Source organism: Cyclobacteriaceae bacterium (assembly GCA_013141055.1).
Classification (GTDB): Bacteria; Bacteroidota; Bacteroidia; order Cytophagales; family Cyclobacteriaceae; genus ELB16-189.
Map to the genome: position 1 here is coordinate 2,431,004 of JABFRS010000001.1, position 18,631 is coordinate 2,449,634.

Sequence of the window (18,631 nt, forward strand, 5' to 3'; positions counted from 1 at the left end):
AGTATTAAAAAACCAAGTTAAAGAATTCACTTCAACAGCCTATCTTAGAGAAAAAATAGATCATGAAAACATTTTTGATACTTTGCCTTCTGGGTCTTATTACAACATTCTCATTTGCACAAAAATCAGATGTTGAAAAAAAGTTAAAGGAACTTGGAATTCAGCTTCCGGCGCCTCAGAAACCAATTGCTAATTATGTAAAGGCGGTACGTTCTGGAAATCTTGTTTTTCTGGCGGGTCATGGCCCATCCAATCCGGATGGAACCGACATTACCGGTAAGGTGGGAAAGGATCTCACAGTACCTCAGGGTTATGAGGCAGCGAAAGCCGTAGGTCTCAATTTACTCTCCTCACTCAAAGCAGAGATTGGTGATCTTAATAAAGTAAAGCGAATTGTTAAAGTTTTAGGAATGGTTAACTGCACGGAAGGATTTACAGAACAACCCAAAGTCATCAATGGATTTTCAGATCTGATGGTTGCGGTATTTGGAGAAAAAGGAAAGCATGCCCGCTCAGCGGTTGGTATGTACGCTCTTCCTAATAACATCGCTGTCGAAATCGAAATGATCGTCGAAGTAGAAAACTAATTTATCGGTAAATCTTTTCAATTTTTCATTCTCATCATGTACATCCGTCTTCAGGTAATTTGCAATCCAGACTTCGCTGAAATTCTCATGGCAGAAGTTGCTGAGGCAGGCTTTGATACTTTCATGGAAAATGAAAAAGGGTTTGATGCGTATACCGAAGAGAAGAATGCAGACTTAACAATCCTTGAACACGTAAAGGAAAAGTATGCGCATGTTCAGCCATTGCTTTTCTATCAGGACAAAGTGCACAAGGAAAACTGGAATGAGGAATGGGAAAAAAATGTTGATCCTGTCTTTGTCGAAGATCAATGCCTTATTCGTGCTGAGTTCCATAAAATTGAAAAGAAGTATCCTTACGAAATTATCATTACACCAAAAATGTCTTTTGGAACAGGGCACCATCAGACTACTCACTTAATGATCAAGAGTCAGCTGCATCTGGATCACAGTGGTAAACTTGTAATGGACGCAGGATGTGGAACAGCAATTCTATCCGTTATGGCATCAAAACGGGGAGCAAAAAACATTGAAGCTTTTGATATTGATGAGTGGAGCATTGAGAACGGAAAAGAAAACGCCAGACTTAACCACTGCTCTAACATTAACATACGACAAGGCACCATCGGTGATTTTTCATGGCCAACAAAATTTGACATCATTCTCGCCAACATCAACAAGAATGTTCTGCTTGCTGAAATGAAATTATATTCTGAGAATCTTCAGAAGGGAGGACAACTTCTCCTCAGCGGATTTTATACACATGATGTGAAGGATCTCGTTTCAGAGGCTAATAAGTATGGCTTCGAAAAGCTAAAAACAGACGAAAGAGAAACCTGGGCGTCCATTTTATTGACAAAAACATCCTGAATTTAACAAGAATGCCCAATGATTTGCTTTGGGATGCGTTATAGCTTCACCCCACCTCAGGGTTAATCCAAATAATTTTACGAATTTCAAGGTTTGGCCGCGTGAAAAAGGTTGTTCTGTTCATATTTTCCATCATTGTCTCCATCCTGGGCCTCCAGGCGCAGACTCAGGAAGCCTATAAATTGGCCTTTCAGGATAGTGTCCGGGTGACACTGGAAAACAATGATAAGATGAGCAGTGAGTCTTCAGCGGTAGGTGCTGCATTCGCCACAGCCTGGCACACTCTGACGTCCGAACAGCAGGACCTCATTAAAAAGCAAGCCAAGATATTCACAAAAAAAAGATACAAACCATTCCCACTATTGATTGATTATTATGGATCCATTGGATTCGCAGTAACCCGTGAGAAAGCGGACATTGTTGAGCTAACTTCTTTCCTTAAGGTAGCTAAGCTGGTAATTGAAAATGAAAATCAGGGAAGCACGGCAGCTTTTTTTAAATACACACGCGTGTTCTTTGAGTATCACACCTTACACGATGAACCTGCTTATCGACTTCTCCCCTCAGAAGACAAATACACATTTGATTACATAAAAGACGTTAGCACTGAATTACCAGATTCAGCTAAAGCAACGGACAACTTCAATCAGTGGGATAAGAACAAGGAAACTCAGGATAACAATACCGTTTGGAAAGATGATACTACCCAAGTTGCGGAAGAAGCCATTCCTTCCTGGATGCAACCCATGCCTCAACCAGTTCTTTCAGGGCCGATCTTAAAATTCGAATCTGTTACTTTCAATTTCATAACCTCTTACGATTCGGTTGCATTGAGAAACACAAGCGGCACGCTCTCTTTACGTGACGGAACGTTTGTTGGAGAGCATGGTTCCTTTGACTGGTCACCGGCAGGACTCAATCCTGATTCGGTTCATTTTGAATTTAAAGAATACAACTTCGATGTTGACAAGCCAAACGTGAAAGCTGAGCAAGGCAAATTGGTTTATGTTGGTAAGTTTCAGGGAAAGGTGGATGGAATTTTTGAATTCAAGAGCGTTCGACATAAAGACAAAGCTTCTTCAAATTACCCTCGCTTTATGTCTTTCAAAAGCAATATCCGCGTGACGGGTTTTAGTAATGAAACCATGAAATACATTGGTGGCTTTGCATTGAATGGTCGCAAAATCTATAGCTCATCCGTAAGTAATGACTATTCAAGGATTGAAGTTGTAGGTACGGACGACCGGAAATTTACGGCACGTTCAAGATTGTTTGAGTTCGAAGATTCTGTTGTCAGTGCCAAGCAGGCAATGATCCAAATGTATCAGGAGAATGATTCTATTTTCCATCCGGGAATTCAATTCCGCTACCATTTTGGAAAGCAACTTCTCTCTTTACAGCGATCAAAGAGCCAATTGCGTGATGCGCCGTATAGCTCATCGTTTTTTAATGTTGACTTCAGTGCGGATTTAGTTCGCTGGAATCTTAAATCTGACAGTATGAATATTACTGCGCTTGGTGGAGGAAATCAGGCGCCTATGGTTATTGAATCAATTGATTTTTATAATCCCGAAGACTATCGGATACTGGGCGGACAGGGTTTTAATTTTCATCCACTCGCTCTGGTAGTTAACTACGCTGAGAAAAACGGGGTTCGTGAATTTTATGATTATGACCTTTCTCAGAAGCTAAGATTAAAGCCGGAATCAGTCAGGGCAGCTATGACCTTTCTTTCGCAGAAGGGAATGATTAATTACAATGCCGCTTTAGGACTGGTTCAGGTAAAGGACAAAGCCATGCATTTCTTTGATGCAAAGAAAGGTGAAGTTGACTACGACAATCTGAAAATTCATTCCATTACTGATAAGGTTGCGAATGCCACGGTTAATTTCCCAAAGAGAAGAATGACAGTGCGGGGTGTGGAAGAAGTTAATGTGAGTGACTCCCTGAATGTGATTCTTAAACCTGACAGTAGCACGATCACAATTTTGCAGAACCGTGATATAAAATTTGATGGTAAGATCACAGCCGGAAACTTTGAAATCAATGGAAAAGACTTCACTTTCAAATATGATAGCTTCTTCATCAACCTCAATAAGATCGACTCTATTCGCTTTTATGTAACGGAAAAAAATGCAAAGGGTCAGACTACCAGAAGGCGCGTGAATAATGCTATGGTTGGCGCCGACTCTACAGCATCTGCGGAAGCAGGATTGCAAACAGCATCAAATAAATCACAAGGAACCTTGTTTATAAATTTTCCTGATAACAAATCGGGAAAAATCAAAGTATCTACTTATCCACGACTTGACGCAACTGCAGGAGGAGTTATCTATTTCGACAGAAGCGAGGTGTTGGATGGAGCATATGACAGGTCTGTCTTTTTTGTTGTGCCTCCTTTCAAACTGGATAGTTTGAATGATGCAGATCCAGGGTCGATTAATTTTGAAGGCTCCTTTGTCTCAAGCGGAATGTTCCCAAGTTTCAAGGAGAAACTCCATACGATGCCTGATAAGTCATTAGGATTTACGCATGGAATACCTCCATCAGGTTATCAATTGTATAAGGGCGATGGTAAAGTTTATGGAGGCATCAATCTTGATAACGAAGGATTAAGAGTAGCTGGAAAGATCGATTACCTAGCAGCAACAGTTGAATCAAATGACTTTGTATTTTATCCTGATTCTGTTGTGGGTCGTGGAAAGGTTGGTGAAATAAAAGAAAAACAGTTTGGGCAGGTATGGTTTCCTCAGGTTACACTTCCTGAATTTGAACTAAACTGGAAGCCTAAGCAGGATAAGTTTACGATCAGAAATCTTAAGGATCCCTTTAATCTTTATAACACTACTGCGCAGCTTGATGGATCAATGACTGCTTCTAAATCTGGAGTTACAGGATCTGGTAGGTTGATCACACGAGGTTCCGAAGCGAAATCAGATGAGCTTAGCTTTTCTGCCAAGGATTTCTCTGCACGTCATGCAAGCTTTCAGGTGAAGACCACTAATCCGGAAAAGCCTGCATTGGCGGGGGAAGACATACGTTTAAAATTTAATCTCGCTCAGAATTTTGCCGAGATCAGTCCTGAAGTTGAAGGAGTAGCGGCGATTGATTTTCCATATGCACAGTTTAAAACATCAATTCCAAAAGCACGATGGGACCTGAATACTCAGAAGATTACCATGACTAAGGATGCTGCCACACCTATAGAAAACTCATATTTCTACACGACGCGGAAGGAATTAGATTCTTTGGCATTCAACGCAACAAAGGCTGAGTATGACATCAAGACGCAGCAGATGAAGGTGAGTGGCATTCCTTACATTATTGTAGCAGATGCTAAGATCACGCCGGAAAATAACGAAGTGTTGATCCTGGAAAATGCTAAGATCAATCAGTTGAAGAATACAACAATTATTCTTGATACATTGAACGGTTATCATAGACTAACGGATGGTGTCGTTGATATTATTTCCCGAAAAGAATTTAAGGGTTATGCAACCTATCAGTATGTGAATTCGATCTCCGATACGTTTGCGATCAAGATGACGGATTTTCATCTTGAGCCATTGGCAGAAGAAGCAAAATCAAAACGCGGTAAGAATAGCGCCCAGCAACTTCATACCGTCGCTCATGGAGCAGTAGACGCAAAAACAAACCTTGTGCTGGCTCCACGGATTTTTTATAAAGGAGACATGGTGATGTATGCTTCCAAGCCAGCATTGCAGTTGAAGGGCTTTGCAAAGCTAGATCTCAAAAAAATCAAGAACTATAACACCTGGTTGAAGTATGAGCAAAGTGGTGATGAAAAAGATGTTTATCTGGATTTTGATAAAGCTGAAACAGAAAATGGCAGAAAGGCAGAGGCTGGATTGCATTATGCGGCAGATAATAGTTTATACATCACATTTATAACTGAAAAGAAGACGCCGGATGATGAGGATTTCTTCCTGCCGAGTGGCTCGTTATATTTTGATAAGGAGAGTGGTCAATTTAAAATTGAAGATCGACAAAAAGCTGCCGGTGAAAAGCTTTCAGGAAAGGTGTTCAATTATAACGAAGAGAAAAGCGAAGTTCATTTTGAGGGTCCTGTTAACTTCTTCAAAGGATTTAAGGATTTTACGGTAACGGCGTCTGGTATCGGATCTGGAAATCTTGAAACGAATGATATCAAAATGAATTCATTCATGATGGTTGATATGAATCTTCCGATACAATCATATCAAATGATGGCAGCTGATTTACAAGACATCATTAAAAATGAAACTGTAGAGGAAGGGTTGGGTGATCAGACCGAGTTGCTTTATAAAATTGCAGATATAGTAGGTGAGCGTGTTGTGAAAGATTATGAAGAGCGGTCGCTTCAGGGTTATGTTTCTTTGGGAACGATTCCTGCTCTTGCAAAACCCATCGTGCTTTCACATGTGAATCTTAAATGGTCTCAGAAGTATAAAGCTTTTTATAGCCAGGGCCTTCTTGGGATGAGCAACATTCAGAAATTTGATGTTAACGGATCGTTCGAGGGCTTCCTGGAAATTCGTAAGAATGAAGATGGCAGTCCGGTGTTTCATCTTTTCTTAAAAGCTTCTCCTGAGTCGTGGTATTATTTCGGTTATGAAGACAACCGTCTAATGGTTCAGGCACACAGTCCGATCTTTAATGACCTCATTGCAAAGAAAACAAATGCATCCAAAGCAAAGGCTGGAGAGTTAGTGTTCATTCCTGGTAGTGATGAAGAAACCCTGGCATTTATCAACAGGTTCCGCAAAAATTATCTTGGACTTGAATCTCCTTACGAGCTTGGTGCTGCAACTGCAGAAAAGAAAAAGGAGAAAAAGAAGGGTGAAAAATCTGAAGACGACGGTTTTTAAATCAATTTGATCCACCGCCACCAGGTGTTTTAATAATCAAGCGATCTCCAATTTTAACAGTCTTGCTGTCCATTCCTTTTAATTTTTCCTTCTTTCCATTGGAATGAATAAGAATTTGCTCGCCGGTTTTTCCAGGGGCTGCACCTTTTAATCCGTAAGGTTTTTCCACTCTGTGCTGTGTGAGCAAGTTGATATCCAGTGATTCCTTAAAGAAAATTTCTCTTTCAATTCCATCCCCACCATTCCATTTACCCTTGCCACCCGAATTTTTTCTGATCTCAAATTTTTCGAGTCTTACTGGATAGCGAAACTCAAAGACTTCAGGATCTGTAATGCGCGTATTCGTCATATGCTGATGAACGGCATCTGTCCCATGAAAACCATGACCCGCACCCGTGCCACCACAGATCGTTTCATAATAGCCAAACCGATCATTACCGAAAAGAAAATTATTCATCGTACCCTGACTACACGCCACTAAACCAAATGCTTTTAGCAACGTATCAGTAAGGCGTTGACTTACCTCAGTGTTGCCGCCTACAACAGCTGGTAATTTTTCTTTTGAGAAGTCCGGGTTTAAAAGCCCCGTCGGAAGGATCAATTCCACTGGCTTCATTAAGCCTTCGTTCATTGGTAGAGGACGATCAACCATCAACCGAAGCACATAAAGCACAACACTTTGAACAATGGCTTTTGTTGCATTAAGATTTCCGGGATGAACGTTTGAGGAGCCGGTAAAATCGATTTTTAGCCGATCTGAAATTTTTGTGATACGAACCTTCAGTGGTGAGCCGTCATCCAGTCGCTCCAGTGCTGTGAATGATTTTTTTCTGAGTGATCTTATTTTCTCCTTCAGCAAAGTTGTCGCGTAGACATTTAGCTTTTTCATGTAAAGGCTCACTTCCTTTTCCCCATATTGGAGGCAAAGCTGATGAAGTCCTTTTTCTCCAAGATTAACGGCCGCTAATGCAGCATTAAGATCCGCGAGATTCTCTTCAATGGCGCGGGTAGGATAGGGACCATTCAGTAAAATTCCTTTTACATAATCCCATTGAGGTACGCCTTGTCGGATTAAATAGGTGGGTGAAATGATAATGCCCTCTTCGACAAGAGATGTTGCATTAGCAGGCATAGATCCTGGCTTCATTCCTCCAATCTCAGAATGATGTGCCCTGTTGGCAACGTAAGCAATAAGTTTCTTCTTAAAGAAAATTGGTTTTATCAATGTTACATCCGGGAGGTGAGATCCTCCAAACGCAGGGTGATTGGTGACAATGACGTCACCATCTTTCATTTGAATCACACGGCAGACTTCCCTGACACATACTCCCATGCTTCCAAGATGAACAGGAATGTGTGGGGCGTTAACAACAAGCTGACCATCCGCGTCGAGCACCGCGCATGAGAAGTCAAGCCGTTCTTTGACATTGACAGAAAAAGAAGTTCGCTGAAGCAAAGCTCCCATCTCTTGTGCCAAGGCCGTAAATCTATTGGTGAATAGCTCCAACTGTGCTTCCTGAGAATGAACTTTGTTAGCGCTGACTTTCTTCTTTTGACCAAGATGTGCGTTCTGATTCTTATCCAATGACCATGTCCAGTAATTTTCAATGAACGTTGTTGAATTATTGCTGATTACGATGGCGGGACCTTCAATCGTTGCGCCGGCAGAAAGAGATTCCCATTGATAGACATTACCTTTTTTCTTTTTTCCGCCGAAGAAAATCCACTGCGTGCCAACAGGCTTAGGGTGATAGGATTTTAATTCCTCAGCAATAAATTTTTCTGATTTTGTTTCAACAGAAGCAATTACCTTGATCGTTTCAAGTTCTACCGCACGATCAACCCAATGGCCGAATATTGAAATGTATTTCTTTTGAAAAGAAGCAAGCACGTCATCACCATTTTGAAAATCAATTTCAATTGAGCTATCCTGGCCCGAAAATCTTAGGAAAAGAAGGATTTTCTTCAAACCAATCGCGTCTTTTGAATAACCTTCTGCCTCTAGTTTTGTCTTTGCTTTATCGAAAAGTTGAGCAGTAACTTCAGGAAATGCAGAATCAAAACTCTTCCAGTCTTTAAGAACCAACTTCTCCTCAAACATTTCGATTGACGCGTGGCCAATTCCATACGCACTTAATAATCCTGCATCATATGGAATGATGACTTCTTTCATTTTCAGGATATCAGCCAGTGCGCAGGCATGTTGACCACCTGCCCCACCAAAACCGAGTAAGGCAAAATCCTTTGGATCATGTCCCTGCTGAACTGATATTTTTCTGATCGCATCGGCCATCTTTTCATTGGCAATTTGAACAAGCGATTCCAGTACGGATTGAGATTTTACTACACGCCCTGTTGCCCGTTTAATTTTCAGAAGCAGATTGTTTAATGCTTCCTCAGATTTTTTTTGATTGACAGGTATGGAGAAGATGCCCGGATTCAATCTTCCAAGCAATAAGTTGACGTCTGTGATGGTCAAAGGCCCCCCGGCATCATAACATGCGGGTCCGGGAGAAGCTCCGGCGCTATGAGGCCCTACAGTAAAACGATGTCCATCAAAATCACAAATGGATCCACCACCAGCGGCGATGGTTTCAATTGAAAGTGATGGAGATAAAATCTTAAAACTCCCTACATGCGATTCAAATCTGTAATCAAGGCGATTATTATAGAGAGATACATCGGTGCTGGTTCCACCCATATCAAACGCAATGAGTTTATGAACCCCGGATTTTGCTGCCTGATTTGCTGCTCCAACAACGCCACCAGCGGGACCACTGAGCAAACTGTCTTTGGGATAAAATGAAGTTGCTCTGACCAGACTACCTGCGCTGGTCATGATACTTAACTTTGCATTTGATAATCCTTTTTGGATTCCGGAGAGATACTGATCAATGATCGGATCAAGGTATGCGTTCGCTACACTTGTTTCGGCGCGTGGAAGGATTTTAAGCTGTGATGAAAGATTGGTAGAAACCGACACATAATTAAAGCCACTCTTCTTCAGAGCTTTCTCTAATTCTAATTCATGTTCAGGATTTCTATAACTATTCAACAATGCGATAGCAACCGATTCGATTTTTTGTTTCCTCAATTGCGATATGATCGCGTTAATCTCGGATGCTCTTAGTGGTCGTAGAACCGTTCCGTTATTTTCAATGCGTTCACTGACTTCGATAACAGAGTTATAGAGTTGAGAAGGCTTGATGATGTTCGGTGTAAACAAATCAGGTCGTTGCTGATTACCAATCAGGAGCAGATCTTTAAATCCTTTTGTAACAATCAAGGCAGTCTTTGCACCTTTTCGTTCGAGAATGGCATTGGTACCGCGGGTGGATCCCAGTTTCATCTCAATCGCAGGGAAACTTTCGTAAAGCGAAGTGCCTGTGAGAAGACGTGCCGCCAGCACAGGAACTTCTTCATGTGAGGTTACTTCGAAAGAAAACCCTTCTATTTTTTTTGGAAGTGGGTTTAAAAAATGAATGTATTTCTTTTCAAGATCAATTTTTTCGATGCTGGAAGAGAAGGAACTTCCAATCATTTTAAAATCAAACTCTTTAAAGATATCCTTTTCAATTGGCCAGGACATTTCAGCTTTCAAAATGTAATCGCTGATTCTGCGAATTGCCTTTCCGCGCAGAACGCTGCTGCTAAGAATTTTTAATCTTAGAATATTCCCAGTAGGGGACGTTGCAATACAATCCGTGAAGGTTCCTCCAGTATCAATCCAGATTTGCCAGAATGAATTTGAACGAGAAGGCACGTAAAGGATTTTTAGATCAGAGAGAAGGTGAAGCCAGGATGACAGTTTTCTTCGCCATTTTTATACCGATCGCGTAGCTGAATTGTTGTGAACCATCTGGTTTATCTTTAAAGACAGGCTTGGTGAAAAGTATAGAATCCTCCCCGATGTTTTGAAGATTTTCTCCAACCATTCCAATATCAGTTCCGGTAACATATGCATCAACCAGTGCCTTTTCAATCTCAAGTAATGTTGAATCATTCGGTTCAAGCATGAAAATCCGGAGGTCTCTTTTTGCGGCAAACGAATCCATTTTTGTTTTTTTGCTGAGAGACTTATCGATCTTTTGCAGATCAGCAAATACCGACTGGCCAAACTTTAAGGCCGCTGCCTGCATATCCGCATCTGAGATTCTTTTGATGTCCTGGGTGGCCATCCCATCATGAAGTCTCTTCCGCTGTTCATCACTCAGCTTTCCACCACATCCCCAACAGACCAGGATCAATATCACCAGTTTCTTCATAATAATCGTTCAAATGCCATCAAATCTACTTCTCGAAAAGGAAGTCTCAATACTCCATTCGAATTTATAACTTTGTGCCCGCTTTTGAAATATGATTGAAAAACTAGAAGAAATCAACCTCCGCTTTGAAGAAGTCGGCCAATTGCTCGGCCAGCAGGGCGTAGTGTCGGATATTAAGAAGTTCACCCAGCTAAGCAAGGAGTATCGTGATCTTGAAAAAGTCGTGATCAAGTACAAAGAATTCCGCTCTGCACTGGATGGACTTCAGCATGCAAAGGAAGTTCTGGAAAAGGAGAAGGATCCTGAAATGCGTGAACTTGCAAAAATGGAACTGGACGAATTAAGTCCAAAGCGAGATGCTATTGAAGAAGAGATTAAGGAACTTCTCATGCCGAAAGATCCAAACGATGATCGCAATTGCATTCTGGAAATTCGTGCGGGCACCGGTGGTGATGAGGCTGCCATCTTTGCCGGAGATCTCTGGCGAATGTATCAACGCTTCTGTGACCGAAAGGGACTTAAGATGAGTGTGATGGATGTGACAGAAGGAACATCGGGTGGTTATAAAGAAGTCATTACCCTGGTCGAAGGGTCAGGCGCATTCGGAATTTTTAAGTATGAATCCGGCGTTCATCGCGTTCAACGTGTTCCGGATACTGAACAGCAAGGCCGTGTTCATACCTCAGCTGCATCTGTAGTAGTATTGCCGGAAGCGGAAGAAGTGGATGTGGTCATTAACCCGGCAGATCTTGAATATCAAACTGCACGAAGTAGCGGTGCGGGAGGTCAGAACGTTAATAAAGTTGAAACAAAAGTTCAGTTGACACATAAGCCAAGTGGAATTGTGATTACTTGTCAGGTGGAAAGGTCACAGCACGCCAATCGTGAAAGAGCTCTTCAGATGCTTCGCGCAAAGTTGTATGAGATAGAAGTTGAGAAGCAGAACAATGAAATAGGTGCTTCCCGCAGGTCGCAGGTCAGAAGCGGAGATCGTTCCGAAAAGATCAGAACCTATAATTATCCCCAAAGCCGCGTAACTGATCACCGCATTGGATACACGCAACATAACCTTCCCGCTGTTATGAATGGAGAAGTGGATGAGTTTATCAATCAATTAAAGATTGCGGAAACGGCAGAAAAGATGACAGAGAATAAGTAAGCTGAAGCCTTCAGATTAATTTTCTTCTGCTTCTGACTTTTTTTCCTCTTCCTCCAGAATTTTCTGAATGATAGCTTGTTGCCTTTCGTCTATCGTCTGGTCGGTCTTTGCCTGCTTCTTCATGAAACGAAACATGGCGTTCTTCTTAATTTCGTAAGCGATAAAAACAGTGTATTTGTTTTGTTTTTTATCGTAATACTTTTCTTCCCCGATTTTTCTGATATCTGCCAGGTCTGTGCTCATTACTTCACGGGCAAGGCTTTGAAATTTCATCTCCACATCAGCAGCGCGGTCATTGGCAGTTTGTGCATTATAGTTATCTGCAACCTGTTTCATCGTTGTATTTACCTGACTCGCCAGAAAAGTCTTTGCTTCAATATCAGCCTTCCCTCTTGCTACATTGTCTGAAGTGCTTTCACCTTTTCCGGAGGCGCGGAAGAAGCGATTATTCGATTCATAAGCATTTCCACGAAAAGGTTCTTTTACCTTGGTTCCAAAAGGACTGGATCCACAACCTGCCAATATTAGAAGTACGATAAGAAGAACATTTGTTTTCATGTGATGATATTTAGTCAATTAAAATTACGAAAAACTGTGCCAAACTCTGGGGGGTTTGATTACAACGCGCTAATGGCACAAAGATCTTATGGCAATTACAAATTACTTAATAGCATAAACAGTGAGCCATCGGAATGCCCATTTCCATTTCAATTTAAAAGGAACAAGCCCCGATTGATTAAGGATATCAATCATCTCCCTTTTGGTAAAAGCACGTAATACAGAAAGTGGTGCATCGAATTTTACCATTGCCGATTTGGAGAAAAATTTTGTGAGTAGCCTGATGGAATGATACGCAAGCCAGTGACGGTGGATATCGTTAATAATAATTCCAACATTAACCTGGTGCCTGAGCTTGGTAAAAAAATCAATCAGCATTTGCTGAGAAAAATGATGATAGAAGAGTGTTCCCATCACAATATCAAACTTCCTCGACTCAAAATTAGATGAGAAGATATCCAGAGTTTCGAAAGATATTTCGGGATAGGATTGGCAATTATTTTTTGCGAAAGCGATGATGTGAGGATTTGCATCAATGCCTGTTAATTGAAGTGAAATGTTATTCCTTCTTCCCCAGTCGGCCAGCAGCTTAAGCATATCGCCACCTCCACAACCCAGATCTGCTATATGAAGTTTTTCCTTCTTAGATGTCTTAAAAAGTTTTTTAATACCTTCAAGAGTAACGGCATTTCCGCCTAGCCAACGATTGATGAATTCCAATTCACGCAGCGTTTGATCAACAACTTCCCCATGACAATCAAGGTCGTCCATAATTTCGATAGCGGAGGATCGGTTGCTGAAGTCTGGCATTTGAAAAATGAAAGGAACGAGTTAGTCAGTATTCTTGATTTTTAGAAGCAAGCTCTCCAGTGTAAGGCCAGGCCCAAAGGCAAAGCTGAGAATATGTTTGTTATCATCAGCTGTACCAAGTGTTTTCCATACTTCCAGCAAAACAAACAATACGGTGGGGGAAGACATGTTGCCATACTTTCTCAAAACCTCGTAAGCATATTTGTTTTCCTGTTTGGTAAGTCCAAGCTCGGCTTCAATTGTTTCCAGGATTTTCTTTCCACCGGGATGAATTGCAAAGTATTCAACTTCGGCGAGACGCTGATCAATCTTATTCAGTAAAGTGCGCGTGAGGTTTTTAATTCCGCTTCGTATCACATCCGGCACATAGGATGAAAGACGCATTTCAAAACCGAGGTCACCGACCGTCCATGTCATGTCATGTTCACCTTGTGTTGCCAGTTCGCAATGAAAACTTTCAAGCAATAAGCTAATTCCTTTCCTTGGATTGGATTCAACCAGCACCGCTGCTGCCCCATCAGCAAATAAAGCATTGGCAAGCATGTTGTCTTCAGTATTTTCTTTTTGGAAATGTATTGTGCAAAGTTCTGTGCACACGATAAGAACTTTTGCATCAGGATCTGAATTGCAGACAGCGCGCCCAATCTTTAATGCATTAAAAGCAGCGTAACATCCCATGAAATTGATGCTTGTGCGTTCAACATCTGAACGAAGCCCGAGTGCTTTTACCAGATCGATGTCGAGCCCGGGAGCATACATACCTGTACAGCTCACGACTACAAGATGTGTTATTGAATCTTTTCTGAAATCCGCTATTGTTGAAATACATTTTGAAACAGCCTCGAGGCTAATTGCCAACGCATGACGACGATATAACTCGAGACGTCTTTTGGTGGATGGAAACGGCTCCATATCCGGAGTGTTTTCATAAAAATTAAACCCATGGGTTTTTCCATAGTCTTCCAAAACGGAATAGCGTGTTTCTATACCGCTTGCGCGAAACAGCACTCTGATCTTGCGGGCGTCATCTTCACCTAGTCTCATCGACTGGATCATGAAATCGGAGATTACCGTCTGGTTCAGGGCATGTGGCGGCGTAGCGGTGCCGATGGACGTGATAAAGCTCATTTGCTCAATAATAGTTTAAAAACATTATTTTTATTCATACAACTCTCAGTATGTTTTCAAAATCAACCCTGCTTCATCTAAGGATTCCATTCTCTTACTTTTTGTTGCCTGTATTTTTGTTTTCTGTCGCTGTTTCTCCTAACCTAAAAGAATCAAGATTGTTATGGATTTTTATAATCCTGCATCTTTTTCTTTACCCCGCCAGTAATGGATTCAATAGTTATTTTGATAAGGATGAGAAAAGTATTGGTGGCCTGAAAAACCCTCCACCTGTTCAAAAAGGCCTTTATTGGGTTTCTTTGGCTTTGGATGGGATCGCAATCATCCTGGCATTTATTAAGATCTCACTTTTATTTGCCATCATGATCCTGATCTATGGACTCGTCTCAAAAGCTTACAGCCACCCGTCTGTTCGACTGAAGAAGTATGCAATTTCAGGATGGATCGTAACGGGCTTGTTTCAGGGTGCATTTACTTTCATGATGTGCTATGCTGGCATCAATGACTTTGATGTAATGAACCTCTTACAACCAAAGGTTCTTTTCCCGGCATTTCTTACCAGCATCATGTTGTGGGCAAATTATCCAATGACTCAGGTCTATCAGCATGAGGAAGATGAGAAACATGGTGACTATACATTAAGCAGAATGCTGGGAATTCGCGGCACCTTCTATTTTGCTGGAATATTCTTTGCGGTTGCTTCTGCAGGCTTCATTCTTTTTTTCCAAAGTTTTTATGACATAAAGTATGGATGGATGTTCCTTCTTGCGTTGGGACCAGTAGTCTTATTTTTCAGCTTTTGGTTTCTTAAAGTTTTTAAGGACTCAAACGCAGCAAATTATAAGTACGCTATGTTGCTCAACTTTATATCAGCAACATGTCTGAATGTTTTTTTTATCTATTTCTTTTTAAACTTCAGTGGAGTACTGGCGGCAATACAGGCCGGGTATTAAGGTTTCTTTTTTGCAGGAGCATACTCATAAGGCAGGAATTCGGAAACGCGTTCTGAAAATGCCAGATAGCCGCTGACATATAAATCCTTTTGAGGTTCATAATATCCGTTCTCAAAAATCCTGCGATTGCCTCCCTCGATGAGGATCGTGGAAAGCTGATATGGATAATATTTTCCTTTGGGAGGTTGAAATCGTTCATCCCGCTCCTTCATATAAATCACCAGAAGTTTTCCGTTGAAGACCAGTAGTTCATGGTCATTTTTGTCAAGCAGTTCATTTCCATGGAGAGGTTCAGATCTCAGGTGACTTTTGATTGGCAATAGCTTCATTTCCTTGTAATAATTCACACTGTCCCAATCATGTCTTTTTCTATGAAGACGGATCTTATCATTAATGGTAAAGTCGTCGGGACGAATTTCTGGATACTCGATCCTTACTTCCCATTCTTCTTCCTTCAGACGATTTGAACGAAGAGATTTCATCAGGTGCATCAATGATCCCTGATACGATCGTTCTCTCAGTTTTTCATGATTGAACTTGGAGATACTGTCAGCCATCTCCCCGAAACGGGTAGAGCCCGAGAAGTCAACATTTACATCAAAACCACTCTTTATGGCTTTGAAATGTTCGATTTCATAAAATAGATTATAACCCAATGCACGATTTTCAATAATCACCGGCTTTTTGCAATAGGCCACTAAGGTTCTTTCAGCCTCATCATAGTAAACAAAGATGTCCTTTGGGTTTTTGATTTCACAGAGCGAAGCATTACGGGTTTCTCCCAGAAATATTCTTTTAAACTCCTTGAAGTCTCTCTTACGATTTGTGGTATCCGGAAGAATGAGAACACCTCCAAGTTGAGCATTCTCCTGCTGCATTTGTAGTTTGAATGAAAAGACTGAGTCAGTTCCGATCAGAACAGGAATTCGGATTTTGTTATAGCCTACGTATGAGACAATCAGTTCATACTTTCCCTGTTGTGAGACCTTAAAGTGAAAGTATCCATTGTAGTCTGTGCTGGCACCCATGGATGTGGATGCCAGGTAGACACTTGCCGATAGAATTGATTGATTGTTGTCGTCAACGACCCATCCCGAAATTACACTTTGAGAAAATGATGGACTGTAACCAAAAACAATCAGTAAAAAGATTGAAGCAATGAAAATTTTTCTACTGAAAAACACGGTCTTGAGAAAAAACAGCATTGCTCCAATTAATAATTAGATCATACCGTATTTCTCAAGGAGTTTCTTCGTTGCGCGAATACCATCTTCTTCAGACAGCTTATCTCCTTCATATTCTATTCCTATATAATTAGTATAGCCTGCAGACTTAACAATTGGAAGAATCCTTTGATAATCAGTCTCAATACAATTTCCCTGTTCATCGAAGTCATAAGTTTTTGCACTTACGCCTTTGGCAAACGGCATTAGTTCAGTTACTCCCTGATAACGATCGTAGTATTCCACGCATTTGGAATTCCACATGTCACCCTTCTCTCTTTTCACGCAGAAATTTCCAAAGTCGGGCAATGTTCCGCAATTCGCCATTCCCACTGAAGAAATGACACCGCTTAACCATTGTCCATCGGAAGACATTCCGCCGTGATTTTCAACAATCACATTAATGTTCGCCGTTTGTGCATACTCGCTAAGTTTATGAAGTCCATCGATACCCGCTTTTGCTACCTCTTCACGTGATCCTTCTCCAAAGCAATTCACACGAATAGAATGACAACCCAGGAATTTGGCTGCATCCACCCATTGATAGTGATTCTCAACCGCCTGTTTGCGTTTCTTGGCATCAAGATCTGCCATGAATCCTTCGTTATCAATCATAATCAGCACACTTGTAACGCCGTTATCATCGCATCGTTTTTTAAGCTCAGTCAGATACGTTGTGTCTTTTGCTTTATCCTTGAAGAATTGATTTACATATTCAACAGCGGAAATTCCAAAGTCATTCTTTGCTTTCGCCGGGAAGTCCAGATTATCCAATTGCTTTGCCTGCAGCGCACGATGTAAAGACCATTCAGCCAATGATATTTTAAAAAACACTTCCTTTTTCAACTCAACAGCCACCGATGTAGTGTCTGATGCTTCTTTGGATGAAGGTTTTGATGAGCAGGAAGAGAGGGTACTGGCGGTTAATCCGTACCCTGCAGTCAGAAGACCAAGTGTACGTATAAAATCTCGGCGATTGGATGAATTCATGATAATTGGGTTTAGATAATGAAAGTTAAAAAATTATCCGGTTAATGGATTTCATTTTACAGGAGCGATTCCCAAAGTCATTAAAAGGGAATTCCATGAGTCTTCTTCATCAGATATGTTGCAGCAGACGGTATATGTCGCGCAAGATTCACGGCGACGTTGGAAGCCCATACATCTCCGAATAACTTCTGAATATTTCTTCCCGCCCAGAGTCTTTTTTCAAAGTGAGTTCTCCAGGCTAGAGTATAATCAGACTCCATTTGTTGTCGTGTGTATTTTTCGTCCTTGCAAAACTGTATAATGTGCTCGCTGAGAATTTTAGCGGAATGAATAGCCATGGCCATTCCATTTCCACAAAGAGGAGTGATCATTCCTGCAGCATCTCCAGCCATCATGATATGATCTTCAACAGGTGATTTTGTTTCAAAAGAGATCTCATTGATGGTCTCGGGTTTGTCAAAAAGAAAAACCGCCTCTTCAAATATTCTTTTCAAAAATGGGTTTTGGAAAAGAATTTCCTTTTCCATTGAGGGCAAGCTTCCGTGTTTTTTCACATTGTTCCGATGAGTGAGGTAGCAAAGATTTGTAACTCCATCTTCTACCCGACTAATGCCGCAGTAGCCGTCTTTAAAATTATGAAGAGCAATCATATCATCAGGGAAATTATTTAAACGAATATGATACTTAACTCCGACGTAAGGTGATCTCTTTTGAATAAAAGAACGACTCAGCTGTACATCTAGTTTCGATCTTTTTCCAAAGGATCCAATAACGATGTCGGCATTAAGCGATTTGGATTTTGTCTGAACGGAAAAGAGATCATGATCATAAGATATCTTTTCAACTTCTGTATCAAGATCAAATTCAACACCAAATGATTTGGCCTTTTGAAAGAGAAAATTATCCAATCGATAACGACTAACTCCAAACCCGCCAAGATCCAGGGCCAGTGACGCAGATTTTCCATTCACGGAAGTCAATTGAAATCTTTGTATAGATGTCGGATTTAATTCCGAAGGAAAGACATCAAGGGATTTTAAGTAGGGAATTACTTCATTGGAAATGTACTCGCCGCAAACTCTGTGAAACGGATACCGATTTTTTTCAATCAAGCGACACGGTACCCCCGAGCGGGTGAGGTGTATGGAGCAAATTAATCCTGCCAAACCTCCTCCTGCAATAACTATTTTTTTTTCTAGCACATTTAAAACTAGCAAATTGAC

General features: G+C 41.1%; 13 protein-coding genes. 5 read left to right on the plus strand and 8 right to left on the minus strand.

The window, feature by feature from the left end; genetic code table 11:
• Window positions 1–62: 62 nt before the first annotated feature.
• From HOP08_10880 to HOP08_10890, 3 genes are all read left to right on the plus strand, one after another.
• Entirely contained in the window at window positions 63–587 is a 525-nt protein-coding gene (locus tag HOP08_10880; protein ID NOT75425.1) for a RidA family protein, read from the plus strand.
• A gap of 33 nt (window positions 588–620) precedes the next feature.
• A complete protein-coding gene (gene prmA, locus HOP08_10885; protein NOT75426.1) occupies window positions 621–1,454 on the plus strand; it encodes a 50S ribosomal protein L11 methyltransferase in 834 nt (277 codons plus the stop codon).
• A gap of 101 nt (window positions 1,455–1,555) precedes the next feature.
• Window positions 1,556–6,322, plus strand: a complete 4,767-nt coding sequence (locus HOP08_10890) for a hypothetical protein (protein ID NOT75427.1) — start codon at window positions 1,556–1,558, stop codon at window positions 6,320–6,322.
• Between the two features lies 1 nt (window position 6,323).
• Here the strand turns inward: HOP08_10890 and HOP08_10895 are convergent, their stop codons facing one another.
• Together HOP08_10895 and HOP08_10900 are read right to left on the minus strand one after the other, a co-directional pair.
• Window positions 6,324–10,085, minus strand: a complete 3,762-nt coding sequence (locus HOP08_10895) for a 5-oxoprolinase (protein ID NOT75428.1) — start codon at window positions 10,083–10,085, stop codon at window positions 6,324–6,326.
• A gap of 16 nt (window positions 10,086–10,101) precedes the next feature.
• The gene (locus HOP08_10900) at window positions 10,102–10,587 is read right to left on the minus strand and encodes a hypothetical protein (GenBank protein ID NOT75429.1); all 486 of its coding nucleotides are present in this window, start codon (window positions 10,585–10,587) and stop codon (window positions 10,102–10,104) included.
• A gap of 91 nt (window positions 10,588–10,678) precedes the next feature.
• Between HOP08_10900 and prfA the strand changes: the two genes are divergently transcribed.
• On the plus strand, window positions 10,679–11,746 hold the full coding sequence (gene prfA, locus HOP08_10905) for a peptide chain release factor 1 (protein NOT75430.1): 1,068 nt from the start codon (window positions 10,679–10,681) through the stop codon (window positions 11,744–11,746).
• Between the two features lie 15 nt (window positions 11,747–11,761).
• Here the strand turns inward: prfA and HOP08_10910 are convergent, their stop codons facing one another.
• The 3 genes from HOP08_10910 to HOP08_10920 all read right to left on the minus strand — a co-directional run bounded on the left by HOP08_10910 (window position 11,762) and on the right by HOP08_10920 (window position 14,242).
• A complete protein-coding gene (locus HOP08_10910) occupies window positions 11,762–12,304 on the minus strand; it encodes a hypothetical protein (protein NOT75431.1) in 543 nt (180 codons plus the stop codon).
• 102 nt (window positions 12,305–12,406) lie between these two features.
• A complete protein-coding gene (locus HOP08_10915) occupies window positions 12,407–13,114 on the minus strand; it encodes a methyltransferase domain-containing protein (protein NOT75432.1) in 708 nt (235 codons plus the stop codon).
• Window positions 13,115–13,135: 21 nt separating this feature from the next.
• Window positions 13,136–14,242, minus strand: a complete 1,107-nt coding sequence (locus tag HOP08_10920) for a type III polyketide synthase (protein NOT75433.1) — start codon at window positions 14,240–14,242, stop codon at window positions 13,136–13,138.
• Between the two features lie 50 nt (window positions 14,243–14,292).
• On the opposite strand from HOP08_10920, the gene HOP08_10925 reads away from it, so the two are divergent.
• On the plus strand, window positions 14,293–15,195 hold the full coding sequence (locus HOP08_10925; GenBank protein NOT75434.1) for a UbiA family prenyltransferase: 903 nt from the start codon (window positions 14,293–14,295) through the stop codon (window positions 15,193–15,195).
• Here HOP08_10925 and HOP08_10930 read toward each other — a convergent pair.
• From HOP08_10930 to HOP08_10940, 3 genes are all read right to left on the minus strand, one after another.
• Window positions 15,192–16,400 carry a carboxypeptidase-like regulatory domain-containing protein gene (locus tag HOP08_10930; GenBank protein ID NOT75435.1) on the minus strand — a complete coding sequence of 403 codons (1,209 nt, stop codon included), beginning with the start codon at window positions 16,398–16,400 and terminating at the stop codon, window positions 15,192–15,194. The genes HOP08_10925 and HOP08_10930 overlap by 4 nt on opposite strands.
• Before the next feature lie 15 nt (window positions 16,401–16,415).
• Entirely contained in the window at window positions 16,416–17,408 is a 993-nt protein-coding gene (locus HOP08_10935) for a TIM barrel protein (protein NOT75436.1), read from the minus strand.
• An 80-nt stretch (window positions 17,409–17,488) separates the two neighbouring features.
• The gene (locus tag HOP08_10940) at window positions 17,489–18,610 is read right to left on the minus strand and encodes an NAD(P)/FAD-dependent oxidoreductase (protein ID NOT75437.1); all 1,122 of its coding nucleotides are present in this window, start codon (window positions 18,608–18,610) and stop codon (window positions 17,489–17,491) included.
• Window positions 18,611–18,631: the final 21 nt, after the last annotated feature.

Bases quoted from the DNA above. Each gene is read 5' to 3' on its own strand.
- prfA (NOT75430.1), top strand. From the start codon at position 10,679: ATGATTGAAAAACTAGAAGAAATCAACCTCCGCTTTGAAGAAGTCGGC.
- HOP08_10900 (NOT75429.1), bottom strand. From the start codon at position 10,587: ATGAAGAAACTGGTGATATTGATCCTGGTCTGTTGGGGATGTGGTGGA.
- HOP08_10920 (NOT75433.1), bottom strand. From the start codon at position 14,242: ATGAGCTTTATCACGTCCATCGGCACCGCTACGCCGCCACATGCCCTG.
- HOP08_10915 (NOT75432.1), bottom strand. From the start codon at position 13,114: ATGCCAGACTTCAGCAACCGATCCTCCGCTATCGAAATTATGGACGAC.
- HOP08_10935 (NOT75436.1), bottom strand. From the start codon at position 17,408: ATGAATTCATCCAATCGCCGAGATTTTATACGTACACTTGGTCTTCTG.
- HOP08_10925 (NOT75434.1), top strand. From the start codon at position 14,293: ATGTTTTCAAAATCAACCCTGCTTCATCTAAGGATTCCATTCTCTTAC.
- HOP08_10880 (NOT75425.1), top strand. From the start codon at position 63: ATGAAAACATTTTTGATACTTTGCCTTCTGGGTCTTATTACAACATTC.
- HOP08_10910 (NOT75431.1), bottom strand. From the start codon at position 12,304: ATGAAAACAAATGTTCTTCTTATCGTACTTCTAATATTGGCAGGTTGT.
- HOP08_10930 (NOT75435.1), bottom strand. From the start codon at position 16,400: ATGCTGTTTTTTCTCAAGACCGTGTTTTTCAGTAGAAAAATTTTCATT.